Here is a 25992-nt window from a genome sequence, read left to right as displayed (position 1 = left end):
CGTCCCGCGCTTCCAGTTCACGGATCCTTGGGCGGCGGGGCGCAATTGCCATTGGCATCGGGTTCGCAATCGGGCGTCCAGAAATCGTCATTGCCGGCCCCCGTTACCGGTTCGTCGATCAATGGTTCAAAGCCGAAATTCTCGAAATCGCCCAATTCGATGATCGACGTCGGCAGATTGTTGCCAAAGCCATCCTCATCGGGATTGACGGGCTTTTCCACCACATCTCGCGTGGGAATGGGCAGCTCTTCCTGGAAGCTCACGCACGACCCGGTCGCGGTGATGATGCAGCCATTGATCGTGGAGGCCGCATCGAAGCCGGTCCGGCCCGTGATCTGATCGTTGATCGTCACGCGCGACACGAAATCGAGGCCCGTGAAGAAACCGCCATCTGCCGGATTGACCTGACGCCCGTTGATCACGATGCGGGAGGTCGCCCCCGCGGTGTCGATGCTCAGCCCGCCTGCGCCCACGGTGAAGCCGCGGCGGGAATCATATTGCGCCGCGCCGGTCGCGGTTGAGGTGGCCCCGGTGTTCTGCACATAGAATCCGCCCGTCACGCTGACGGCGATGCCGCCCGCGCGCAGCACGCCATCATCGCTGGTAAGGCCGTCATTCAGCGCCAGGCGCGTGTCGATCGCGCCGGTAGTGGTGGCCGCGCCGACATCGGTGATGGCGCCCTGCGTGGCGACGATGATATCATCCGACGACAATTCGAGCACACCCGCCAGCGCGTTGTTTGCGCCGCGCATGTCGATCGAGCCTGCGCCGTTGATCACCTCCAGCGCATCGTCCCCCGCGATTTCGAAGCGCGCGCCCGTGCCGAGGCCCGTGAGCGACACAGCGCCGTTTACGCGCAATTTGCCGGGGGTTTCGATCCGCAGCGTCCCGTTGGTGCCCAGATTGCCCGGCGCGCCGTTCGCATTTGTCCCCGCGTTCAGCGTGAAGGCGCCGACGATCACATCGGGCGGGCGGGTCGATCCGACCGATGTCTGCCCCTGGGCGGAAAAACTGGGCGCGCGCACCGTGATGTCGTTCGAGAAGAGCCGGGTCATCTCGTCGGCGGAGAGGCTATAGCCATTCGTCGTCGATGCGCCGCCGATATAGCTGCGGCGGCCCGCATCGCCATTTCTCAATTCCAGAAATTGTGTGGTGCCCGCGGTTCCGATCCGGCCCGCGGTGCCGATGACGATATCGCCGGATACCACGGAAACGCTCGCGCCCGATGCGATCCCCTGGAATGTGGCCGTGCCCTCCGCGGTGATGCCCAGCGCGCCATTGGTGGCGGTCGCCTGCGCGATGGTCACGTCGCCCAGCGTCGCGAGGGTGATGGTGCGGGCCAAAGCGGTCACCACGCCGCCGGTATCGATATCTCTCGAAACCACCACGCTGCCATTGGCCGCGCGCAGCGATGCGTCGCCCAGCGTCGTGAGATTGGTGATCGTGATATCGCCGGTGCTGGCGGGTGCGGCGCTGGTGTTGCCGGCGATCAGGGCCACCGCGCCGCCGCGCACGATCAGATCGTCGATCGTGATCGAATCGGCAATTTCCAGGGCGCTCGCATTGGTGATCGTGCCGTTGAAATCGACGGTCTGGAGCGCGCCGCCCACGTCCACGCTGCCGAGGTCCAGCGCGCCACCGCTGAACAGCGCCATATTGCCGGTGGAGCGCAGCGCCGCGCCCGGCCCGGTGATCGCGCCGCCGGCATAGAGATTGAAGACGTTGCCGCCATTGAGGATGGTGCCGTCCTCCAGAATGACATTCCCGGTCTGCGTGGCGATAAACAGCGTGTTGGCCCCGAAGATATTGACCGGCAGCGCGGACTGCCCTGCGAAGGTGATCGTATCGCGGGCGCGGATCGTGACGTCCGCCGCATTGATCTGGCCATTGAAGCGCACGGCATTGGGCAGGCCGAATGTGCCGCTGGCCGGGCCGATCCGCACGATATTGGTGGCGCTGAGCGTGCCGAGGCAGATATTGCCTGCCACGCAATCGCTGCGCAATTGCCCGCCATCGGCATTGGCAGCCGCCCCCGCGGCGGGCGCGTTCCGGATCGTGGCGTAGAAATTGCGCGAGGCGATCGGGTTGCTGTCCGCCTGAATCGCCCCGCCGTTCAATGTGACGGCGCGATTGGGCGCGGAAACCGATCCAGCGATGATGATCGCCGGGATATTGCCCGATATCGGCGCAAGCGTGGTGATTGCCCCCGCATCGAATATGAGCTGGCCCGGCGTACTTTGCGGCCCGGTGCTGCCATAGCCGAATTCGGGCAATGGATTGGAGGCCGCACCCACGCTGGCACCGGTTTCGACGATGATATCGTCCCCCGATTGGAAGCGGACGAGATTGTTGGAGACCAGATTGGCACCCGTCACCACGCGGATATCGCCGCCCGCCTGCACGTCTATGCTGCCAGTGGTATTGATCGCCCCGGTGAAGGTGACGTTGCCAGGCGCAAAGGCACCAAAGCCGCTGGACGGCCGCCCGGCGAACAGCTCCAGCCGCCCGCCCAGCGGATTGCCCGAAGACCCTGCGGATACTACGCCGCTCACCTGCGCATTGCCGAGCGTGATATCGCCCAGCGCGGTGAGCGACACCAGATTGGCACCGCGCAATTCACCGGCGGCGATATCGCCGTTCAGCGCCCGCACCACGATATTCCCTGTGGAGGAAAGAATGCTGCCCGGCGCGAAGGTCACGTCATCAAGCGCTTCGAACAGCATGTTGGGGGCGGTGATGGTCGCGGTGGCAACGCTGCCCGCGGGCACATTGGCATGGCGCACGATGATGTCGCCGCTGGCGGTGACAGACAGCGCGCCGCCCACGTTCAATGTGCCGCCGCCATCCACGTCCACGGTCGCATCGCTGCCGGTGCGCACGGTCAGCGCCCCGGTGATGTTGAGCGGCGCGCCCTGACTGGTGAGATGGAAGCCCTTGGCGGGATCGATCGCGCCGCCCAGATAACCTTCGCTGAGCGCCGTGACGCTGCCGATCGTCACTGATCCGCCGGGGCTGCTCGCCATGTCCGTGATCGCGGTCGTCCCGCCGAGAATGGTGCTGATCGTGCCGCCATTCCCGTTGATCAAATCACCATTGGCGTTCATCGCCAGCGTGTCGATGCTGCGGAAACCGGGGCCGGTGAGCCCGCCGCCGTCGGTGTTGAAGACAAGCGCGGTGCCGCCTCGGCCCTGTCCGTCGAGCGGGGCGGGCGGGGCCACAGCCCCTGCGCCGGCAAGCCCCGCCAACGTGCCGGAGCCACGGGCACCCAATGTGATCGCGCCCAGCCGGAAGTCGGCGCTGGTGGTGCGGATGGCCGCGGTGCCGCCCGTCGCCGATCCGCCCGTGCCTGCGATGCCGCCCGTCGCGCCGGCTGCCACACTGTCTCCGCCGTCGCCCGCAATGCCGCCCTGGGCGCGCGCCGAAACCGTCCAGTCCAGCGCTTCTACGGGATCATTGACGCTGGCGGGTGTCACCCGGTCCAGCCGCGCATTGACCAGCGCGAGTTCGGCCGTACCGCCGATCGCAGCCCCGGCGTTTCCGCCTGCGCCGCCGGTCGGCCCGGCTATGCCATCGGTCGCGCTGCCCCCGAAACCCTCTGCCACAAGGCCGACATTCGCGCCCGCAAAGGCCGCGCCATCGGTGATGCTGAAGCGCGCCGTGCCGCCGGTGCCGCTGCCGCCGTTGCCGCCACCCGGACCATTAAACGGGCCGCCGCTGGTCGCCTGGGCGCTGCTGCCGCCAGCGCCACCCAGGCCGGTGGCGGAGATCCTGGCATTGTTGGGCAATGAGGGGTTGAGAGAGGGCGGTGCCAGCGTGAGTGCCGCCGCCGCGCCCGTCACGACGATCCCGGCGCTGCCGCCGGTCGCATTGCCGCCATTGCCGCCGATGCCGACGAAGCCAGCGCCGCCATAGCCGGTGCCGCCATTGCCGCCCACGGCGTCGGCCGCAATCGTGGCGTTGGTCACCGTGAGCGCCGCGTCGTTCAATCGCAGGAAAGCGCCGCCCGATGCCCCGCTGCCGCCCAAACCGTTGCCGCCCAGCCCCGCGATCGCCCCGAACCCGCCCGTGCCGCCGAACCCATTGGCGTTGATCGTGAGATCGGAAAGGCTCTCGTCGGAATTGATCTCGACAAATGCCGTGCCGCCCGTGCCCGCGCCGCCCGATCCGCCCGCGCCGCCGCCGGGCGTGAAGATGCCATAGCCGAATTCATCGAACTCCCCGGCATGGCCGCCGATGCCGCCCGCGCCATCAGCGCCGATCAGCAGCGTGCCGAAGGTGAAATCGGAATCGGTGGAAACGAAGCGCGCGATGCCGCCGCGCCCCGCACCGCCATTGCCGCCATTGCCCGCCCCGGCATCATCCACGCCTGCGCCGCCAAGCCCGCCGGAATCCAGCGTGAGCGTCGCCGCGCTGAAAATGCCGTCGGTGGCGGCGAACGACGCCGTGCCGCCCGTGCCATCGCCGCCCCGGCCGACACCATCGCCGCCGATGCCATTGGAGCGGATCTCGACGTCTCCGGTTACCGTCACCGCGCCGCCTTCGATCACGAGCTGGGCGAGACCGCCGACCGCCGCGGTGCCGATACCGCCCGTGGCGAAATTGGGCGCGCCGGTGTTGCTGGCGTCGATGTTCAGATCGCCGCTTACGGCGATGGCACCCGCATTGGATCCATAGCCGAATTCGGTCGTGCTGGCGTCGGCAAAGACGGAGGCAATGCCGCCAGAACGCACGGTGAGCGATCCGAGCGCGGTCACGGTCTCGCCGAAATTGGCTTCCACCGTGGCGCTGACATCGCCGATCAGCGTGGCATTGGTGCGGAACAGGATATCGCTGGCCAGCGCCGGATCGCCGCTCTGGGGACGCGGCCCGGCGGCCAGTGCACCGGTGGTGTGCGCGATCACATCGGAGAAATAGTCGCCGCCGGCGAGACGCATATCGACGGCAATGGTGCTGTCCGGCGTATCGGTGATGATCCCGCCCGCAATGTCATAGCCGCCCGACAGGATCACCGCGCCATTGTCGACCAGAACGCCCGTCGCGCCATGCCCCAATGTGCCGCCCACCAGCATCGTGATCGCATCATTCTTGGGCACCGCGACCATATAGGTGCGCTGGATATCCGCAGCGTCGATCGGCGTGCCCGAACCACGGTTGCCCGTGTGGGACAAGGCGTTGGCGCCGGTCACGCTGGTGCCGCCGCCCGGCAGAACGCTGATATCGAACAGCCCCTGGTTGATCGTGATATCCACCTGTTCGGCGGCGACATAGGCGGTCGAACCGTTGACGAAAGCCCCGCCGGCCATCGACACCCGCGGCGCGACGAGCGCGAAATAGCTGTTCCGGTTGGTCAGATTGACTTGATAGGTGCCGCCGATCACGGGCTGCACGTCGATCGCCGCCTGGCTGTTTGCCGTCCCGCGAAAGCGGATTTCGCCGCCGGGGCCAAACAGGCCGCCCGTGGTATCGATATCATTGGCGCTCAGCAGCAGGCTGCCGACATTGAAACGGGCATTGCCCCCGATGATCATGCCGCCGGGGGTGTAGAACCAAATATTGCCGCCCGACCCGCTGACGATGGAGCTGGAGACGTTGCCGTCGATCCGGATCGGACGGCTGGTATCGGTCGGCAGGATTCGGTTGAGCACGGTGAAATCGGCCGAGCCATTGAAGCTCAGGCTGCTTCCGGCATTCAGGAAATCGATCGGCGCATTGGCGTTCGTGGCATTGTCCGTCGGCGTCCAGTTGATGATTGCGGTGGGCGCAGTGACGCTGACCGCGGTGCTGCTGCCGAAATTCGCGGGCGCACTGGCGCCGGACACGGGCACGCCTGTGCCCAGCACCTGCGCCTGAACCGCCTGCGCGCGCCCCATCGCGACCAGCGCGAGGCCGATCGCGCAGCTCGTCAGCAATCGCTGGCTCTGCCTTGCCTTCGCGGATGCGATCGGGGTGCGGTTCAACATGGCTTTGCCCTCCAACTCGGCAGCGTTACGCATCAGCGGTTCCATGGCAGCAATTTCATGGTGATCGAGGCGAGCAGCCGCACGTCACCGCGTTTCGTCTGGAAGCCGGCAGTGTTCAGCGGCACCGCGCCGACGATATCCAGGCGGCCATGATCGCCCCAGGCCGCCCGCAGACCGCCGCCCGCCGAATAGAGTTTCTGAGGATCGAGGCCGTCGAACTGGCTATCCTCATTCCATACCCAGGCCGCATCGAAGAATGCGAAAGGCTGGAAGGCGATGGCGTCTGCACGACGCGGAATCAGGCTGCCGAATTTCACTTCCGCGGCGAAGCCCACGCCCGTGTCGCCGATGATCGTGCCCGGATCGAAGCCGCGGCCCACCGTATAGGTGCCGGCCGAAAACTCCTCATAGCTCAGCAAGGCCTTGGGCGCATATTGCGCGCGGGGGGCCAGGCTGAACGCGATATTGGGCAGCGGGCGAAATTCGCCATAGCCCGAGAGCCGGGCCACGAAGGCCGTGGGATCGGCTTCCACCTTGCTGAGCGCGGTGAAGGGCGGGTTGCAGCGAACGAAGCCGGTGCCGCACGGTTTGCTGGCGCCGAACACCGAAAGCCCCTGTCTGGCCTCCGCTGAAAGGCCGAAGCGCCACCGCGGTTCGTTGGCTGAATAGCCCTGCGTGCTGGCGATGCTGTTGCCGTCCAAGCTGTCAAAATCGATCCGCGCAAAGGCCACGCGCAGATTGTCTTCCGTAATGGGCAAGCCGCCGAAGCGGACCTGCTGATCGACATAGTCGAAGCCGATCGATCCGAAGAGATTGCGCGCCTGGCTGCGGATGATGGGATAGCTGGCCCGCGCGCTGGCGGACAGCGTTTCGGAACGGAAGGGGGAGGGGCCGCCGACGTCCGGCTTGGTCCAGGCATAAGTGAAATCGCCCGAAAAGGTGAGCCCCTCACGCCCCACGCGAAACACATGGCCAAGCTGGAGCACCTGCTGCTCCTTGAAATCGGAGGTGCTGAACACGCTGACCGAAGTGCTGTCCCCCATGCCCGTCAGCCCGTTGAACTGCACGCGCGCCAGCCCGCCGAACCGGCCGACATCCTTCGAACCGTAATTCTGCACATTCACATCGATCTCGACGGGGGTGTGCAGCACCGCCACTTCGCCGATGACCTCACCGGGCACCGTGCCGGCGGGGCGCAGCGTCAACCGCACATCATAGCCGGGCAGATCGCGCGCGAGCAGCAGATAGCGCTCGGCATCCTTGATGTTGAAGACGTCCTGATCCTTGATCGCCTCCAGATAGCCGGCGATCAGTTGCTCGGAGCGGCCCGCATCGCCGCGCACCTGAATGCCCACCATCTTGGCCATCAGCACATCGAAGCGGACCACGCCATCGGCCTCGATCCGCTGCGGCGGCACCTGGACTGCGGCGAGATAGCCGGCCTGGCGCAGGATGGTGGCGGCGGAATCGCGAATTTCGCAGACCGTGGACACCGGAACGGAGCGCCCGGCATAGGGCGCCCAGGCGGCGCGAAGGTCTGCCGGGGCGAGGCCTTTCAGACCATCGAACTGCACATCGGCAATCGTGACATTGATAGCGGCGAAACGCGGATCGGCGAGCGGGCAGGGCGCGCGCTCGATGCCGCCTTCGACGCTCAGCCGCGTGCGCGGGCGGGGATCGTTGGGATTGATCCGGCCACGTTCGATCTCCTCGCGGGTCGGCGGGGTCTGGGCAGCAAGGATCGCAGGAGACGCCGTGGCGCACAAGGCGGCGAGAAGAGTGTAACGGCCAAAGCGCGGCGAAACCATATCATGTCCCCATTGGGCCACATGGCTTCGATGAAAGCTTAGTGGCCGTCCCTGTTTGCAACCGGCCCTTGCGGACCCGATGCACCGACGCGGGCACGGCGCTCAAGCCGCATTCCCGTCCGTTCTCCGGCGACCATCGGAGTATCATCGGGCCGCATTGTTTGCGGCTCTCGATCATGTGTTGCGCTATCAGCCAAATCCCTGAAACACAAGGATCAAAGCCATATTCTGAAAGTCTGAAGCCCGCCCTGGACCAACGCGGACCGAGGCTGAAGGCCGCTTAGCCGCCTTCGCCCAGCCGGGCTGCCAGCAGATCGAATTGCGGCGTGCAGCCCTTGGCATGAAGCGCCGCCGCCAGCGTGGCGGGATCGCCCGCAATGGCGGCATCGACGGTGGCCATCTTCAGCTTCACCGGCGCGGCCGCTCCGGCCCGGCTCAGCGAATAGCTCGCGCCGTCAGCCACGGGCAGCGCGGCAGGCCAGGGGGCTTCGGATCGACCGACGCCCCAAGTGACCGTGGCGGCCTTGCCCGTGGTGTCGTTCCGGATCGTCACGGTCTGCGCCTTTTCCATGTCGGGGCGCCAGAGCTGGACCTTCGCCGGATCGGCCAGGCACATGGTGGCGCTGGACTGCACATCCACCAGCCAGAGATTGGGCCGTTGCGCGATCACTTTCCCGGTGCCGACTTCGCGGACCGCGCCCGTGCGGGATTGTTTGCGGTTCTGGGTAGAGACCAGCGCGTTGAACGCCGTGCGCTTGTCGGGTGCCGCCGCGCCGCCATTGGCGCTGTATGTGCCGGGGCCACGCAGCGTGCGCGTGCCCTTGGCATCCAGGATCGTGAGCGAATCGCCCGCGACCAGCGCGATCTTGGCATTGGCCGCCAGGCTCTTGCCCGCCGGATAGCTCCGCGCCGAAGGCCCGCCCGCGCGCACGACCGTGCTCTGCGCCAGCGCCGTGCCGCCCAGTCCGAACAAGGCGACCGCCGCAATCGCGGCCTTCAATGCCGTTGTTTCAGTCGAGAACATAATTTCCTCCAACTTCCATATGCTGCAGACGATACACCAGATTGGCCAGCGCTTCATCCTTGGGATTGGCCCTGGCATAGGTCGCCAGTTGTTCGATCGCATTCTTGTGACCCTGCTCTAGCCGCCACATCATGTCTGTGAAGTGACCGAGATCACTTTTATCGAGATGGGGCACGGGTTCGAAGATTTCGACGGGCCGGGCGCGGCCGCGCAGGACGATGCGGCCCATCGGCCGCCACCAGTCCAGCCCCGAACGCTCCATCGCCTCGCGGCTGGCCATCACGCTGGATTTGAGCTGCTTATTGGCGGATTCCAGCCGGGCGGCGGTGTTCATGCTATCCCCCAGCGCGGTATATTGAATGCGGCCCTCACCGCCGAAATTGCCGACGATCGCCTCGCCGAAATGCAGGCCGACGCGGGTCTTGCCGATGGGAGGGACGCCTTCGGGCACGGTGCTGCGAAATTCTTCGCCCGCTTCCCACATGGCATAGGCGGCGCGCGCGGCGCGCTCGCCATCATCGGGCCGCGAGATGGGCGCGCCCCAGAAGGCGACCACGGCATCGCCCACGAATTTGTCGATCGTGCCGCCATATTCGAGCACCACATCGCTCAGCATATCAAGATAGCGATTGAGCAGCAGCGCCACCATTTCCGGCTCGATCGCATGGCTCAATTTGGTGAAACCCTCCAGATCGCTGAACACCACGAAGATTTCGCGCTTTTCGCCGTGCAGCGCGAGCTGGTCCGGGTCTGCCAGGATCTGCGTGGCGATGTCGCGCGGCAGATATTTGCCCAGCGCCGATTGCGCGAATTTGCGCTGTTCGGAGCCGACCGCGCGCGCCGCCGCGCCCGATGCGGCAAAGGCGATCATCCAGCCGAAGCCCATGCCGAAGGCGGGCAGATTCTGCGTGTCGGTCCCCTGATTTTGCAGGAGATAGGGCAGATAGCCCATGATCGCGAATTGCGCGATCATCGCGGGCACGGTGCGCCACAGCGCGCCGCTGATCAGGCTGGAGAGTGCGCCTGCGACCACCGCGGCGATCGCGATCGCCCAGCGCGCCCAATCCGCCAGCGCGGCGGGCCAGAGATCGTCCAGCGTCTGCGCCAGGATATGGGCATGGACCTCAAGCCCATACATCGCGCCGCCATAGAAGCCCCGCAGCGGCGTTTCATATTCGTCGGCGTCGATGATGTGGCCGCCGATCAGCACATATTTGCCGCGCACCTGATCGGCAAAGGCGGGAATGATCTCCTCGCCGGCGAACAGGTCGATCGGCAGTGCGGTAAACAGCGGGCGGTCCGCCGCGGGGGGCAGGCGCCAGCGGATCGATCCGGTGTAGGCTTTCGCCTCCGCGCTGCCGGGCACCAGGGCGCTGGCGAGCAGGGGCGGCAGCTTCCGGGGCTGGCTCGGCCAGTTGCGCGCCACATTGTCGCTATCCACCTCAAGCCGGATGCTGGCGGGCTTGACGTTCGGGCTGGCGATCAGCGCCTGGAATTCGTCCAGAAACTGCTGCTGGTTATACTGGATGTCATTCTCATTGGTCTCGTTATCGGCATAGGCCAGATAGGTCGGCGTCTTCATCGTCTTGAATGCGGCGATCAGGTCCGGGTCTTCGTCCTGCGGCTGATCGATCAGGATATCGATGCCGATCGCCTTGGCACCCATGGCGTCGATATTGCGGAGCGCGCGGGCGAGCGTCGCGCGATCGAGCGGAGAGCGTTTGCGCGTATTGAGCAGGGTATCGTCATTATAGACGATCATCACGATGCGATCATCCTGCTCCGCCACAGGCGCGGTCTGAATCGCGCGGAGATCGTAATAAGCACGCTCGGCCTGCGCGGCGAGCGGGATCTGCCAACTGAACCGCGCCACGCCCAGCGCGACGATCAGGAACAAGAGCGTGGCGATCAGGCGGACGATCCCGATGCGGCGCACGATCTTGAGCGCGCGTGCAAGGGGGGGCTTGCGCGGTGGCCCCGCGTTCATGGTGGCGTTCACAGGAGGGAGGCCTTGCTCAGCGCGCGGCTGTCAAAAGCTGTCGCGCACCATCGCCGACGATGGCAAAACCCGACCAGTAATAAGGATGCGATGTCTGCGCTTCGTCCATCAGGCGGACCTCGCTCTGCCGCATGGCCTGCGCGATATCGGTGGTCGATCCGCCTTCGAACAGACCCGAGATCAGCCGCTGGGTGGCGTTGAAATCATCGGGCGCGGGCCAGTGGCTGGCGACCACCGAACGCCCGCCCGCCCCGATGAACGCGCGGACCAGTCCGTCCAGCGCGGATCCGCCGCCGGTGGTGATGCCCGCAGCGCGCGTGGCCTCGGCGCTCGCCTGGCCTGCGGTGTCGCAGGCGGAGAGGATCACGAGATCGGCGTCGATCTTCAAATCGTAAATCTCGCTGAACGAGAGCAGCCCATCCGAATCCGTATCGCCGAAGGAGGTGAGCAGCGCCGGGCGCGCCGGGCATTCGGGGCGCGGCGCGGTGACCAGGCCGTGCGTGGCGAAATGGAGGATGCGGAAATCGTTGAGATCCGATCGCGTGCGGATCGCGCTGTCCGAAAACGCCCGTCCGGTGACGATCGCAGACGGATCGGCGCCGATGCGCGAGACGGTCTGCTGCAGTTCGACCGCGGAGATCGGCTTGTTCCATTCGGTCAGCGGCCAGTTGCAATCCACCGCGCCATCGCCCGATACGGCGCGGTTCGACGATGCGAACACCGCCGCCTGCGTGGCGGGCGCATTCTGGCCGAAGCCGATATATTCGCGCTTCGCCGCCGATGCCCGCGTCTGGCGTGCATCGCGGAAGCTGCGCGCGGAGACCGCGGTGCTGATCGCATGGTTGCGCCCGAGCCAGTCGATCTCGCGCATATCGAAGGCGTCGGCATTTTCGTCTGCCGTGCGGGCGACATAGCGGTCCACGCCCGCCTGGCTGGCGATGAGCAGATTGGGCGGCAGCGCCAGCATCGCGCCATCCGGCTCGAAGATCAGATGGTCGGTCGCGGCGACGCGGTCGGCCACGGGGGCGAAGAGATCGAGGTAGAGCGCGCGCGCCAGCGTCACATCGAAGGGATAGGTGACCAATTGGCCGCCTTCATCCTTGGAAATGCTGTCGCGCAGGGCCGCCACTTTTTCCGCCATCTGATCGGTGGTGATGGGAAGCTGATAGGCGGTGGCACCCGCGCCGTCCGCATAGACCGCGTAGACCGAGCGCCCGACCACGGCCAGCTTGTAATAGGCTTCGCCCGGTTTCAACGCGGCACGCAGATCGGCCAGGGTCATCGCATCGGTCGAAAGCGCGCGATATTGGGCATAGCCCGACAGGCTGGCCTGGGTGATCGCCTGTTCGGAGACCAGCGTCTCGATATCCGCCTGCTGCGCCGCGATCATCTGCGCGATGCCGGCATCGGGATTTTCGATCAGCTTCAGCCGTGCCAGCTCGATCCGGCCGCGTTCGATATCGCGCCCCAGCGTGATCGCCTGACGGAACAGGCGTGAGGCTTCGCTATCGCCCTGGCGCAATTCGCGCGACAGGATCGCCTGCGTATCGGACACGCCCGGTCGCACCAGCGTCTGCGTGGCGAGGAACATGTCGTCGGTGAGCGCCGGCCGGGTGGGGATCAGGCCGGAGAGCAGGCTGAAATAGGGGGCGAGCTGGTTGGTGAGGCCGGTGGTCGAACTGCGGTTTTCCGTCGCGCTCAGCACGACCTCGCGATAGAGGCCGAGCGCCGCATCGCGCTGGCCGCGCCGCACCAGATAGGCCGCCAGCCGCGCGCGCGCGCCGTTCATCGCGGTGGTTTCGGGATAATTGGTGGCGAGCAGATCGAGCGCGCCGCGCAGCAAGCCCTCCGCCGACGCGAAATCGCCTTCATCCTCATAAGCGAGCGCGGTTTCCGCCATGATCTGTGCACGCAGGCGGGTGATCGATGTCACACGCCCATCGCGGATCACCATCGCATCGGCCAGCGCGCGTTGCAGCAGGCCGCGGGCTTCGGCGGGCCGGCCCTGAAGCCGGGCGATCGTGCCGCGCAATTGCAGCGCCTGCGCATCGAGGATCGCGGCGCGCTCTTCGGGCGTCAGTGCATTGCGCTGCGTTGCGCCCAGCCCGCGCGCGGTGTTCAGGCCGCTGTTGATCTCGGCGGACACCTGCGGCCCCAATTCCACGGCATTGCCGCTGGCGATCGAGACGTCGGCAAGCGACACCACGGGGCGGTCCAGCACGGCGATCGCCGTGTCGAACTGCTGCTGGTTGAGCAGATGGAGCGCTTCATAATTGCGGCGCAGACGGGTCTGCACCTTGTCGAGCGTGGGAATCGCATCGGCTTCGGCGAACAGCGGATCGGCTTCCGCAAACTGGCCGAGATTGGATTTCTGCAAGCCCCGATTGACCACATATTCATTCAGCCGCTGTGCGCGGGTGGCCGCGTTGGCGCCCGGCGTATCCTTGTCGTCGATATTCTGCTGGAGCGTATCGAAGAATTCGGCGGCTTCCGCATAATTGCCGCTATTGTTGCGGCGATAGCCTTCGGCCAGCGTCTGCGCCGGATCGAGCGCACCGGCCTGCACGCGAGCGAAGGCCACGGGATCGTCGATCCCGGTGGTGGCCACGCTCACCTGACCCGGCACGATGCGATCCGCCACGATGCTGCGCAGGCCGAGCGTCAGAGCGCTGTCATACCCGGCAAGCCCTTGTGCGAAATAGGTGAATTTGCCCGTGCGATAGCGATAGGTGCGATAGCCGACGTTTGCGCTGGTATAGCTGCATTCGCTGATCGCGACATCGCCCAGCCCCTCGACCTTGCCCTGGGACTCCGCGCCGCAGCGGATCTCGGTGCCGCGCTGCGCGCCGACCATCGTCAGCGGATCGTTTGCGCCGTTGCGAAAGGCGTAAAGCTGGCCCACGGGCTTGGCGGCATCGCGGCAGACGATCGACCAGGCGCGATCGAACATGCCCTGCACCGCGGGATCGGCGGCCCGGTTCTGCACCTGGCACAAAACGCCGCCGCCGCTGCCGAGGCGAAAACTATCCTGAAGGCTGGGGCGGCTGCTTTGCGCAGTGGCCTGTTGCGGCAGGAGGCCCGAAGCCATGGCCAGGGTCGAGACGAGAATCAGGTGGGGACGCACGTATTTCCTCCATTCCGGTCTGCCGGGCGGCATTTGAACTGCCGGGCCTCTGACAACCGTATGACTTGCGACCGCTCGATTATGTCGAATCGCCCTCAGGATACAGCAGCAGGCCGCAATGTCTAACCTCTGATACGCAAGACTATTGTGCGCCCGATCACGCCGGAGCGTGTCGTGGATCAAGAGATTTAACAAAAAGGAAGTGGAGGCCCGAGCCGGAATCGAACCGGCGTGCAAGGATTTGCAGTCCTCTGCGTAACCACTCCGCCATCGGGCCGAGCGCGCCCATCTGCGCGGGGAGCGGGCATCTGTCAACACCATTACAATTTGCGACGCTCTTTCCCTTGGCGGCGCGGGCGGCAGACGATAGAAGCCGCGAGAAACTCCAATTACTGTATTGCATTGGTAATACAGTTGTGCGATCTGGATGATTATGATGAGCGAAGTTAATTTCGAAACGATGCGCCGGTCGATGGTGGATAGCCAGCTTCGAACCTCGGGCGTGACCGATCCTGCGGTGCTCGCCGCCATGGGCGCGGTGGCCCGCGAATCCTTCGTTCCCGATGATCGCGCCGGGATGGCCTATATCGATCGGCGCGTGCCGCTGGGCGCGGGCCGGGCGCTCAATCCGCCGGTGGCGACCGCACTTCTGCTCGAAGCGCTGGCGCCGCGATCGGATGACAAGATTCTCGTGATCGGTGCCGCCACCGGCTATGCCGCAGCGCTGCTGGGCCAGATCGGCGCGGCGGTGATCGCGCTTGAGGAAGACAAGACGCTGGCCGATTTCGCCGGCCAGGCGCTGGCGGGCCATGCGCATGTCTCGGTGGTCAATGCGCCGCTGGCCGAGGGCTGGGCGCGCGGCGGACTGTATGACGCGATCCTGATCGATGGCGCGGTGGCTCATGTGCCGGACGCGATCAAGGCGCAGCTCAAGGATGGCGGGCGTATCGCCGCCGGCATCATCGAACGCGGCGTGACGCGGCTGGCGTCGGGTCGCAAGGCAGGCGACGCTTTGGCGCTGACCGATTTTCTCGATGCCGATGCCGTTGTGCTGCCCGGCTTCGACAATCCCTCCGGCTTCGTTTTTTGAGAGGTCCAGGGGTGACGCGTATCCGTTCCACAGCGCTGGCGGGCGCGGCCATGATGGCGGGGCTGATCGCAGCCCCGGCATCGGCCGAGACGCTGCGCGAGGCGCTGATCAAGGCCTATGAAAGCAATCCGACGCTGACGGGCGCGCGGGCCGGGCAGCGCGCGAATGACGAAAATGTGCCGCTGGCGCGCGCTGGTGCCTTTCCCACGGTGACGCTTTCGCCCTCCTATAACGAGAATCTGATCATACCTGGCAACAGCTCGACCGCGCCATCGCGCAGCATCTCCGCCCAGGCGCAGGTGAGCGTGCCGCTTTACCGCGGCGGCCGGGTGAAGAATGCGATCCGCGCGGCGGACGTGCGGGTGGAAGCCGGACGCGCGGATCTGCGCGGCACCGAAGCCGCCATCTTCAGCGCGGTGGTCGGTGCCTATATGGATGTGATCCGCGATACTGCGATCGTCCAGCTCAACCAGGCCAATGTGAACGTGCTTGACGTCAATCTGCAGGCGACGCGGGACCGTTTCGAGGTGGGGGATCTGACCCGCACCGATATCGCGCAGTCCGAGGCGCGGCTGGCCACGTCACGCAGCACGCTTCAGAGCGCGCAGGCCACGCTGATCGCGAGCAAGGAGCGCTATATCCAGCTCGTCGGCGGGGTGCCCGGCGATCTGATGCCGCCGCCGCCGCTTCCCAATCTGCCCGCGTCGCCAGATACGGCCACCGATGTGGCGCTGGTCAACAATCCCGATCTGGAATCCGCCACCAAGGCGCGCGACGCTGCGCGTTATGACGTGAAGGTGGCGCGCGCGGCGCGGCTGCCCACGCTGTCGGCCACATCGGGCGGCAGTTATCAGAATTATCTCGGCTCGCTCAGCAGCAATGTGCCGACGATCCCGGCGGAGCAGGTCCAGAAATCGGCCGCAGTGGGCTTGAGCGCCAGCATTCCGCTCTATCAGGGCGGGGCACCCTCGGCGCAGGTGCGTCAGGCGCAAGCGCGCGAAAGTCAGGCGATCGAACAGCAGATCGCGGTCGAGCGCGATATCATCGCGCAGACCCGCGCGGCCTATGCAAGCTGGCAGGCGGCGCAAGAGGTGATCGCGAGCAGCCAGACCGCGGCGGACGCCAATAAGCTGTCGCTGGAAGGGGTGCGCGCCGAAAACAGCGTGGGGACGCGCACGATTCTCGATATCCTCAATGCCGAGCAGGAATTGCTCAATTCTCAGGTCCAGCTCGTCACGGCGCAACGCAATGCCTATGTCGCCGGCTTCACGCTGCTGGCGGCGATGGGGCAGGCCGAAGCGCAGGATCTGGGGCTGGATGGCGGCCCGCTTTACGATCCCGTGAGCAATTACAAACGCGTCCGCAACCGCATCTGGGATTGGGACAGCGACCCCAAGCCGGTGCCGGTTGCAACAAGAACCGTTGACACGCCGCCACAAAATCCCACAGTGGCACAGTTACCGGGGAATTAAGGCAGATGCGCATGGGGGATATCAGCAGCGAACCGTCGATGGAGGACATTCTGTCTTCGATCAAACGGATCATCGCGGACGAAGGCGATGCGGCGATCAGCGCGCGTGCACGTCCGCTGCCACGCCGCCTGCGCGAAGTGCCCAAGGCCGAATCGGAAGAGGTTCTCGAACTCACCGATGCCGTTGAAGCTCTGGCCGAAAGAGGTTCCATGACGACTCCTGCCGTGGATGAAGAACCCGAATTGGTGTCCGAAAACGCCGCGACCGCGAGTCGCACCGCGCTGGCGTCGCTCGCATCGCTGTCCGCCGTGACGGTGAAGCCGGAGGTCGAGGCCAATACGCTGGAGGGTCTGGTGCGCGAGATGCTGCGCCCGATGCTCAAGGAATGGCTGGATGCCAAGCTGCCCGAGCTGGTGGAAACTATGGTCGCGCGCGAAATCGCCAGGATCACCGGCAAGGGCGTCTGAACGCTTTCCGTGGCTGATCGCCGGTGCTAATCCGGTACCCATGAAAAAGATGATGTTCGCGAGCCTGGGTGCGCTCGCTGTTGCACTGACACCCGCCGCCGTTTCTGCCCGCCCGATGACCGCCGAGGATCTGGCGACGCTGCACCGCGTCTCTGCGCCCACGGTGTCGCCCGACGGCAAATCCCTAGTCTATCAGAAGCGGCATACGCTGCTGGCCGAAAATAAGGGGGAGACCGCGCTCTACTGGCTCGATCTGACCAGAAAGGGTGCCGAGCCTGTGATGCTGGCGGGGGCGCATGGCAAGAATCTGCATGATCCCCAATATGCCCCCGATGGACGCACGCTCTATTTCCTCAGCCGGGCTTCGGGCACGGATCAGGTGTGGCGCATGGCGATGACACCGATCGGGCAGCCCGAGCAGGTGACCACGCTGTCCGCTGATGTGGCGGGCTATGCGATCGCGCCATCGGGCGACCGGATCGCGATCTGGGCCGATCGCAACCTTGGCTGCCAGGATTTCGAATGCTCCAGCGTGCGGCTGGGCAATATCGCGATCGGAAGCGGGCGGACCTATGATCAATTGTTCGTGCGTCATTGGGACGAATGGGAAAAGCCCAACGAACGCTCGCGCCTCTATGTATTTCCGCTCGAAGACGGCAAGGCGGCGGGCAGCGGCACCTCGGTGGTCGGCGCACTGGTGGGCGATACGCCGTCCAAGCCCTTTGGCGGGGCGGAAGAGATCGCCTGGGCACGCGATGGCAAGACGATCTTCTTCACGCTGCGCGAAGCCGGGCGGATCGAATCCACCTCCACCAATCTCGATATCTTCGCCAGCCCGGCCGATGGCAGCGCGCCGCCGGTCAATCTGACCGACGCGAACGATGCGACCGATACGATGCCCATCGTCTCGCCCGATGGCCGATGGCTGGCCTATGCCGCGATGAAGCGGCCGGGCTATGAGGCGGACCGTCTGGTGGTGCAGCTTCGCAATATCGCGAGCGGCGAGACGCGCGCGCTGACCGAGGGCTGGGATCGCTCGGTGGCGTCGATGGTCTGGGCGCAGGACGGCAAAAGCCTGATCGTGACCGCGGACGATACGCTGGATCATCCGGCCTTCCGGGTCGATGTGGCGAGCGGCAAGGTCACGCGGCTGACCAAGGATGGCTATGCGGGCAATCTCGTCCCGCTGCGCGACGGCGGCGCGGTGCTGACGATGAACAGCATCCAGGCACCCGATGATTTCTACCGGATGGACAAGACGGGCAAGCTCGCCCGGCTGACTGCGGTCAACGCCGCGGCGCTGGCGGAGATTGATCCGGTGACGATCGACCGCTTCAGCTTCGTCGGCGCGCAAGGCGACACAGTCTGGGGCCAGATCGTGAAGACCAAGGGGCAAACTGGCAAATTGCCGGTGGCGTTCCTCGTCCATGGCGGACCGCAGGGATCATTCAACAATAGCTGGTCCTATCGCTGGAACCCCAAAGTGTTCGCAGCCCCCGGCTATGCCGCGGTGAGCGTCGATTTCCACGGATCCACCGGCTATGGTCAGGCCTTTACCGATGCGATCAACAAGGATTGGGGCGGCAAGCCGCTCGAGGATCTGAAGCTCGGCCTGGCCGCCGCCGGCGCGAAGGATGCGCAGGTGGACATCACCAATGCCTGCGCGCTCGGTGGCTCCTATGGCGGCTATATGATGAACTGGATTGAGGGCAATTGGCCCGATGCGTTCAAGTGCATCGTCCAGCATGACGGCGTGTTCGATGCGCGCGCCATGGCCTATGAAACCGAGGAACTCTGGTTCGACGAATGGGAACATGGCGGGCCTTATTTCGAAAATCCGGAAGAATATGAGAAATGGAACCCGGTCAATCACGTGACCGCGTGGAAGACCCCCATGCTGGTGATCCACGGCGCGAACGATTTCCGCATTCCCGATACGCAGGGGCTGGCCGCGTTCACCGCGCTGCAACGCCGCGGAATCCCGTCGCGGCTGCTGCATTTTCCCGACGAGAATCACTGGGTGCTGAAACCCAGAAACTCGATGCAATGGTATCATGAGGTGTTCGCCTGGCTGGGGCAGTGGACGGGGAAGGACTAAACGTCCTGCTGTCATCCCCGCGAAAGCGGGGATCCCGCTTCCTCTCCGAATCGGAGCAATCGGGGACTTCCTTTCCAGCGTCCGATTTCCTATCTTAAAACTGAAGAGGTGAGCATGACCAAAGTCGTCCTGGCCAAGATTGAACACAATGCGCCGGATGCTGCCAAGGCGCAGACGGTGCGCGACTCCCGTGGCAAGGCGCATCGGGTGCGTGTGGTCGATGTGAATAGCGACCGTTTCGGGGATGATCTTCTCTCGGTCTTCCGCGCCAATGTATCGCGCGCGCGCAAACAGAATAGGCAGCTTCCGGTCGCTGCTGAATAGTGGCGAAGCCGTTCGACCGGCCGACGTTGTGGATCTTCTGCGGACCCAATGGCTGCGGCAAGAGCACCGTCTATTCCGATGCCTTCCTGCATGATTTCGACGGCTCGATCTGGATCATCAATCCTGATCTGCTGACCGCCGAGATACGGAATCATGACGGGATTTCGCAACAGGCGGCCAATCTGGCGGCCGTGGAGCGGATCGAGCTGTGGCTCCATGCCTCGCTGAAAGTGCGCCGGAGTATCGGCGTCGAAACCGTTCTATCCACCGGGAAATATCGCGCCCTGGTCGAAGCGGCGCAGGCGCAGGGCTTTGCGATACGCCTTGTTTAGTGATCGTGCGCGATACCGCGCTTCAACTGGAGCGGATCGCTTTTCGGGTGGCCAAGGGCGGTCATGATGTGCCGACGGATAAGGTGATTGCTCGGCGCGCGCGATCGCTGGCACAACTGCCCTGGTTTCTCGATCATGCCGATCTGGCCGATATTTTCGACAATAGCGGTGCCCGGCCAAAGCATATTGGGCGCAAGCTGGCGGACGGCACGGTGATCATCGATCCTTCCGCGCCGAAGGATTTGATCGCATCATTGTCCGCCGGGGCCGACTGACCGGCTTTCCCCCAGGCGCTGCGCTTGCTAAGCGCCGCTCATCATGACTGAACTTGCAAAGACTTTCGATCCCGCCGCGATAGAGTCGCGCTGGGCCGCCTATTGGGAAGAGAAGGGGCTGTTTCGCCCCGATCGGCCCGGTGCCGCGCCCTTCACGATCGTCAATCCGCCGCCCAACGTCACGGGCGCGCTGCATATCGGCCATGCGCTGGACAATACGCTGCAGGACATTCTGGTTCGACATGCGCGGTTGCAGGGCAAGGATGCCTTGTGGGTGGTCGGCACCGATCATGCGGGCATCGCGACGCAGATGGTGGTCGAGCGGCAGATGAATGCGGCGGGCCAGAAGCGCACCGATCTCACGCGCGAGGAATTCGTGTCCAAGGTCTGGGCATGGAAGGAAGAAAGCGGGGGTGAGATCACCCAGCAGCTCCGTCGCCTCGGCTGCTCGATGGACTGGAAAAACGAGCGCTTCACGATGGATCCGGGCTTTTCCAAGGCCGTCCTCAAGGTGTTCGTGGACCTGCACAAGCAGGGTCTGATCTACCGCGACAAGCGGCTGGTGAATTGGGATCCGGGCCTTGGCACTGCGATTTCGGATCTCGAGGTGGAAACGCGCGAGATTAAAGGGAGTTTCTGGCATCTGCGCTATCCGCTGGAAGATGGCAGCGGGTTCATCCAGGTGGCGACCACGCGGCCGGAGACGATGCTGGCCGATATGGCGGTGGCGGTGAATGCCAGCGACGAACGCTATGCGGCGCTGGTCGGCAAGAATGTGCGGCTGCCAATCACCGGGCGACTGATCCCGATCATCACCGACGACCATGCCGATCCCGAATTGGGGTCGGGCGCGGTGAAGATCACGCCGGGGCATGATTTCAACGATTTCGAGGTCGGCCGCCGCGCCGGGATCGAGGCGCGTGACATGCTCAACATGCTGGATGGCAAGGCGAATGTCACCCAGACCAGCGACGGCCTGATCCCCGAGGCGTTTCTCGGCATGGAGCGGTTTGCGGCGCGCAAGGCGGTGGTCCAGCAATTGAAGGACGCGGGTTTCCTCGTGCCGCATGTCGACAAGGACGGCGAAGAACACGACGCCGAGCCGCGCACGATCCAGACGCCTTATGGCGATCGTTCGGGCGTGGTGATCGAGCCGTGGCTGACCGATCAATGGTATGTCGATGCGGAGACGTTGGCCAAGCCCGCGATCGACGCGGTCCGCTCCGGCGCGACGAAGATCGTGCCCAAGAGCTGGGAAAAGACCTATTTCAACTGGATGGAGAATATCCAGCCGTGGTGCGTGTCACGGCAATTGTGGTGGGGACATCGGATTCCCGCTTGGTTCGGGCCGGAATTGCGCGACGGAAAGCTAATAATTGAAATTTCGCGCCAGCAAACTGGCCGAAACAACAAAGATGTACAATTTTCCGGCACTAAGGTTTTTGTTGCGGAAACCGAGGAAGAGGCCGTCAGCTTGGCCCAACAATATTATGGTCCGGATGAAAAAGTCATCATCGGGAATACTGCGGCGGTTATTCCACAGCAGACCGAAGATGGCTTGCCAAATTACCAAGCTATTTCGATCGCGCGCGACCCCGACGTGCTCGACACCTGGTTCTCCTCCGCGCTGTGGCCGTTCGCGACGATGGGCTGGCCGGAAGACGAACACACCACGCCGTTTGTCCCGAGCGACGTCGAGGGACGTGGGGACACGACCAGCGGTGTCTCGACTGCGCTCGACACGAACGGGGCGGGGGAGGTGCCGTCGGTATCGGGCAAATCGCTCCTCGGCGGCCGTTATCCCAATGATGTGCTGATTTCCGGCTTCGATATCCTGTTTTTCTGGGATGCGCGGATGATGATGCAGGGTTTGCACTTCATGAAGGATGTGCCGTTCAAGACGCTGTATCTCCACGGTCTTGTCCGCGCCGGGGACGGGGCGAAGATGTCCAAGTCCAAGGGCAATGTCGTCAATCCTTTGGGCCTGATCGATCAATATGGTGCCGATGCTTTGCGCTTTTTCATGGCGGCGATGGAAAGCCAGGGGCGGGACATCAAGATGGATGAGCGCCGGATCGAGGGCTATCGCAATTTCGCGACCAAGCTGTGGAATGCCGCGCGCTTCTGCCAGTCCAACGGGATCGGTGCGTCTACCACGCTGGAGCCGCCGGCGGCGGACCTCGCGGTGAATCGCTGGGTGATCGCCGAGACGGTCAAGACGGTGCAGACGCTCGATCTCGCACTGGCCGATCTGCGCTTCGACGAGGCGGCGAACACGCTGTATCACTTCGTCTGGAGCCGCTTTTGCGACTGGTATCTGGAGCTGATCAAGCCCGTGATCCAGGGCGAGGGCGGCGTGCCTGCAACCGGCGATGCGGCGGACGAAACCCGCGCTGTCGCTGGCTGGGTGCTCGATCAGATCCTCGTGATGCTCCATCCGTTCATGCCCTTCATCACGGAGGAATTGTGGACCGAAATGGGTGCACGCGAGAGCGAGTTGATCGTCGCGAAATGGCCGATGGCCGATGCGCGGGCGCTTGATCCGGCAGCCGCGCAGGAGATTGACTGGCTGATCCGTGTGGTCAGCGAAATCCGCGCGGCGCGGACCGAATTGAATATGTCACCTGCAACCAAATTGAACCTCATCGTCCGCGATGCGGCGGCGGAGACGCAAGATCGGATCGCGCGCAACACCAGCGCCCTGAACCGTCTGGCGCGATTGAGCACGATCGAAATCGTCAGCAGCCATGATGGCGGGGCGGCGGCTCAGGTCGTGGTCGATGAAGCGACCTTCGTCCTGCCGCTGGATGGCGTGATCGATCTCGACGCCGAACGCGCGCGCCTAACCAAGGGCATAGAGGCTGCGGCCAAGGAACGCGATGCGCTCGCCGGTCGACTGAACAATCCAAGCTTCGTCGAGCGCGCCAAGCCCGAGGCGGTGGAGAAGGCGCGGGCGGATCATGCGGACAAGGCGGCCGAGGCGGAGCGGCTCCAGGCGGCTCTGTCGCGATTGGGGTGATCGTCCCCTCGGCCTTGTTGGCCATGATCCCTTGGGCAAGGGACGAAATCATCCCTCCCCGGCCCGGGGAGGTGGCAGCCGCAGGCTGACGGAGGGGCAGTCGCCGCGCTGAACTCTGAGAATATGGCGCATTGGCACTGCCCCTCCACCGCAAGCGGTCTCCCTCCCCCAAGGGGGAGGAATGCGACAGTGCAGCTTGTTGCTAGGCGGACCAGTGGATGCTGAAACGCGTTCAGCATGACGGCTGTGCATGTGTGATGATCGCGATCCTGCGGTCTTTCTTTCGTGCGGGCGAAAGCGAGAAGAGCCACCCCCAGCCCCTCCACGAAGGCGTGGAGGGGAGTCAGAAGAAAGCGGCAGCTTGACCGGGGTGTGGACACAAACGGCGTCACCCCCTTCCCTTCGATGGCGGGGTGAGTAAAGAAAGCCATGGCCAGCGCAGCAGACACCAAATCCGGTCCCAGGGATCTCACCACCGGGCCGATCAGCCGCACCTTGCTGGTGTTTGCGCTGCCGACGCTCGGCTCCAACATCCTCCAGTCGCTCAATGGCTCGATCAACACGATCTGGGTGGGGCGCTTTCTGGGCGAGGGGGCGCTGGCGGCCACGTCCAACGCCAATCTCGTCATGTTCCTGATGTTTTCGGGCGTGTTCGGTTTCGGCATGGCGGCCACGATCATGATCGGGCAGAGCATGGGCCGCCGCGATGTGGACGGGGTCCGCCGCGCCCTGGGCAGCGCGATCGGCCTGTTCGTGCTGATGTCCGCCGTGATCGCGACGCTGGGCTGGATCTTCGCGCCCGCGCTGCTCCGGCTGCTGGCGACGCCGGCAGACGCCTTTCCGCTGGCTCTGGCCTATCTGCGCGTGATCTTCCTCAGTATGCCGCCTTCCTTCCTCATGGTGTTGCTCACCATGGGGCTGCGCGGCACGGGGGATTCCATGTCGCCCTTCTGGGCCATGCTGCTGACGGTGGTGCTCGATTCGGCGCTCAATCCGGTGTTCATCCTCGGGCTTGGACCCGCGCCGCAAATGGGGATCGCCGGATCGGCCATGGCCACGCTGATCGCCAATGTCGTCAGCCTGATCGCGCTGGTCGTCTATATCTATCGCCGCGATCTGCTGGTGCGGCTGCGCGGCGCTGAATGGGGCTATCTGTGGCCCGATCCCGCGCTCATCCGCGTGATCCTCAGCAAGGGTCTGCCGATGGGCCTGCAGATGATCGTGATGTCCGCCTCGGCGCTGGTGCTGATCGGGCTGGTCAACCGTCAGGGCGTGGTGACCACCGCGGCTTATGGCGTCACCTCGCAGATATGGACCTATATCCAGATGCCCGCGCTCGCGGTGGGCGCGGCGGTGAGCGCCATGGCGGCGCAGAATATCGGCGCCGGTCGCTGGGATCGGGTGGACCGGATCGCGCGGGCCGGGGTGATCCTCAATCTGGTGATCACCGGCGCGATGGTGGTGCTGATCACGCTGATCGACCGGCAGGTGCTGGGGCTGTTCCTCTCGTCGGCAAGCCCGGCGATCCCCATCGCGCAGCATATCCATATCGTCGTGAGCTGGAGCTTCACATTGTTCGGCGTGGCGCTCGTGCTGTCCGCCATGATGCGCGCCAATGGCATCGTGATCGCGCCGCTGGTGATCCTGTTCATCTCTTCTTTTCCGGTGCGGATCGGCTTTGCCCTGCTCGGCCTGCCGCATCTGGGCGCGGACGCAATCTGGTGGAGTTTCCCCGCCGGCTCGATCGCCTCGATGATCCTGACCTGGGCCTATTACCGGCGCGGGACATGGCGCGAGGCCAAATTGATGGTGCAGCCGAGCGCGGACGAATGCCTGGAGAGCGTAAGCGCCGAAACCGAGCCAGCCGGGCGGATGACGCCGACGGGGTGAAGTCACTCTCAGGCACCGGTTGTCCCGAGCCCTTCGACTGCCTGCAAGGCAGGCGCTCAGGATAAACTTCGGCAAGGCCGCCCTTCGACCGCCTGCAAGGCAGGTGGTCAGGATAAACTTCGACAAGGCCGAAGTCGAGGGACGTTGGGCTTGGTCCAACGTCCCTCGACTTCGCTCGGGACGAACGGGCTTGGGGGCAGTTCTCTTGGGGGGCGAAGTTACGGCCCGGGTGCCGCCACCTCGATCACGCCGGCTGAAATCTTCGCGGTCACCGGGGTTTTCGCCAGCACCTCGCCGTCGATCGAGATGGCAAGCGGCGGTTCGGTGGTCACGCGCAGGCTCTTGCCGCTGAAGCTCTCCACCGTCCCGTGCCGCGCCTCCAGACGGAAGAAGCTGGCGAACCAGTTCCACACCAGACGCCGCTTGAAATGGCCGGTGACCGCCTGAACGACGATCTCGCCGCTATCCACCGTGGCACCGTCCACCAATTCGGTGCCGCCATGATAGGGGCCGTTGGAGATGCGCACCTCCACCACCTTCAGCCGCGTTTCGTTTTCGCCTTCGCCCACGATCAGCGTGAAGGGCTTGAAGCGCATGAATTTCCACGTCGCCCAGATCAGATAGCCGAAGCGGCCGAGCCAGGCCTTCAGAGTGTGCGGCACGGTTTCAGCGATCAGCGGGGAAATGCCGATCGCGGCGCAATTGGCGAAATAATCGCCATCGATCATGCCCAGATCGATCCGGCGATAATGGCCGTCCGCAATCACCTGCATCGCGCCGGGCAGATCGAGCGGGATGCCCAATGTGCGCGCAAAGCTGTTCGCGGTACCCAGCGGGAGCACGCCGAGCGCCACCTTCTCGCCCACCAGCATATCGACCAGGCCGCTCATCGTGCCATCGCCGCCGCCCAAGATCACCAGATCGGGCTTGTCCTCCAGCGCGCGCTTTACCGTGGTTTCCAACATGCTGGGCTTGCGCACCGCATGGGCTTTCACCGGGAAGGGCAGGGTCTTGGACAGCGCCCGCGCCTGTTTGAACAGCTTGCGCCCGCGGCGCGATTGGGCGTTGACGATCAGCGCGGCGGATTGGATGGTTCTCATCTGCGCTCAA

Annotated in this window: 15 protein-coding genes and 1 tRNA gene; 9 read left to right on the top strand and 7 right to left on the bottom strand. The window is 64.8% G+C overall.

Annotated elements, in window-relative coordinates:
- Nucleotides 1-17: 17 nt before the first annotated feature.
- From FHS49_RS09210 to FHS49_RS09185, 6 genes are all read right to left on the bottom strand, one after another.
- Entirely contained in the window at nucleotides 18-5993 is a 5976-nt protein-coding gene (locus FHS49_RS09210) for a hypothetical protein (RefSeq protein ID WP_184017691.1), read from the bottom strand.
- Nucleotides 5993-7768, bottom strand: a complete 1776-nt coding sequence (locus FHS49_RS09205) for a ShlB/FhaC/HecB family hemolysin secretion/activation protein (RefSeq protein ID WP_184017689.1) — start codon at nucleotides 7766-7768, stop codon at nucleotides 5993-5995. Before FHS49_RS09205 ends, FHS49_RS09210 begins: the two co-directional genes overlap by 1 nt.
- A gap of 280 nt (nucleotides 7769-8048) precedes the next feature.
- Nucleotides 8049-8792: a hypothetical protein gene (locus FHS49_RS09200; RefSeq protein WP_184017687.1), complete on the bottom strand. Its 744-nt coding sequence runs from the start codon at nucleotides 8790-8792 to the stop codon at nucleotides 8049-8051.
- The gene (locus FHS49_RS09195) at nucleotides 8779-10779 is read right to left on the bottom strand and encodes a CHASE2 domain-containing protein (RefSeq protein ID WP_184018567.1); all 2001 of its coding nucleotides are present in this window, start codon (nucleotides 10777-10779) and stop codon (nucleotides 8779-8781) included. The genes FHS49_RS09200 and FHS49_RS09195 overlap by 14 nt, the downstream gene beginning before the upstream one ends.
- Before the next feature lie 28 nt (nucleotides 10780-10807).
- Nucleotides 10808-13915, bottom strand: coding sequence for a CHAT domain-containing protein (locus FHS49_RS09190; protein WP_343052946.1), 3108 nt, complete (start codon nucleotides 13913-13915; stop codon nucleotides 10808-10810).
- Nucleotides 13916-14118: 203 nt separating this feature from the next.
- Nucleotides 14119-14192: transfer RNA gene (locus tag FHS49_RS09185), tRNA-Cys, on the bottom strand.
- Nucleotides 14193-14348: 156 nt separating this feature from the next.
- Here FHS49_RS09185 and FHS49_RS09180 point away from each other — a divergent pair.
- The 9 genes from FHS49_RS09180 (at nucleotide 14349) to FHS49_RS09145 (ending at nucleotide 24882) form a co-directional block, all read left to right on the top strand.
- On the top strand, nucleotides 14349-15005 hold the full coding sequence (locus FHS49_RS09180) for a protein-L-isoaspartate O-methyltransferase family protein (protein WP_343052944.1): 657 nt from the start codon (nucleotides 14349-14351) through the stop codon (nucleotides 15003-15005).
- A 50-nt stretch (nucleotides 15006-15055) separates the two neighbouring features.
- A complete protein-coding gene (locus FHS49_RS09175) occupies nucleotides 15056-16477 on the top strand; it encodes a TolC family outer membrane protein (protein ID WP_184018561.1) in 1422 nt (473 codons plus the stop codon).
- A gap of 11 nt (nucleotides 16478-16488) precedes the next feature.
- Complete coding sequence (locus FHS49_RS09170) at nucleotides 16489-16944, top strand: DUF2497 domain-containing protein (RefSeq protein ID WP_184017685.1); 456 nt, start codon at nucleotides 16489-16491, stop codon at nucleotides 16942-16944.
- A gap of 40 nt (nucleotides 16945-16984) precedes the next feature.
- Nucleotides 16985-19042 (top strand): alpha/beta hydrolase family protein, encoded by a 2058-nt coding sequence (locus FHS49_RS09165; RefSeq protein ID WP_184017683.1) that lies wholly within the window; start codon nucleotides 16985-16987, stop codon nucleotides 19040-19042.
- A gap of 114 nt (nucleotides 19043-19156) precedes the next feature.
- On the top strand, nucleotides 19157-19366 hold the full coding sequence (locus FHS49_RS09160) for a hypothetical protein (protein ID WP_184017681.1): 210 nt from the start codon (nucleotides 19157-19159) through the stop codon (nucleotides 19364-19366).
- Nucleotides 19366-19698, top strand: a complete 333-nt coding sequence (locus tag FHS49_RS19640) for an AAA family ATPase (RefSeq protein ID WP_343052943.1) — start codon at nucleotides 19366-19368, stop codon at nucleotides 19696-19698. Before FHS49_RS09160 ends, FHS49_RS19640 begins: the two co-directional genes overlap by 1 nt.
- Nucleotides 19698-19973, top strand: coding sequence for a hypothetical protein (locus FHS49_RS19635; RefSeq protein ID WP_246350538.1), 276 nt, complete (start codon nucleotides 19698-19700; stop codon nucleotides 19971-19973). Before FHS49_RS19640 ends, FHS49_RS19635 begins: the two co-directional genes overlap by 1 nt.
- Nucleotides 19974-20016: 43 nt before the next feature.
- On the top strand, nucleotides 20017-22992 hold the full coding sequence (locus tag FHS49_RS09150) for a valine--tRNA ligase (RefSeq protein WP_184017679.1): 2976 nt from the start codon (nucleotides 20017-20019) through the stop codon (nucleotides 22990-22992).
- 429 nt (nucleotides 22993-23421) lie between these two features.
- On the top strand, nucleotides 23422-24882 hold the full coding sequence (locus FHS49_RS09145; RefSeq protein ID WP_184017670.1) for an MATE family efflux transporter: 1461 nt from the start codon (nucleotides 23422-23424) through the stop codon (nucleotides 24880-24882).
- 218 nt (nucleotides 24883-25100) lie between these two features.
- On the opposite strand, the gene FHS49_RS09140 is transcribed toward FHS49_RS09145, so the two are convergent.
- Complete coding sequence (locus FHS49_RS09140) at nucleotides 25101-25982, bottom strand: diacylglycerol/lipid kinase family protein (protein WP_184017668.1); 882 nt, start codon at nucleotides 25980-25982, stop codon at nucleotides 25101-25103.
- Nucleotides 25983-25992 lie beyond the last annotated feature (10 nt).

It is taken from the genome of Sphingobium boeckii (assembly GCF_014199215.1).
Lineage (GTDB): Bacteria > Pseudomonadota > Alphaproteobacteria > Sphingomonadales > Sphingomonadaceae > Sphingobium_A > Sphingobium_A boeckii.
The sequence above is the reverse complement of the archived record's forward strand: the minus strand, read 5'-3'. Positions and strand labels throughout refer to the sequence as shown.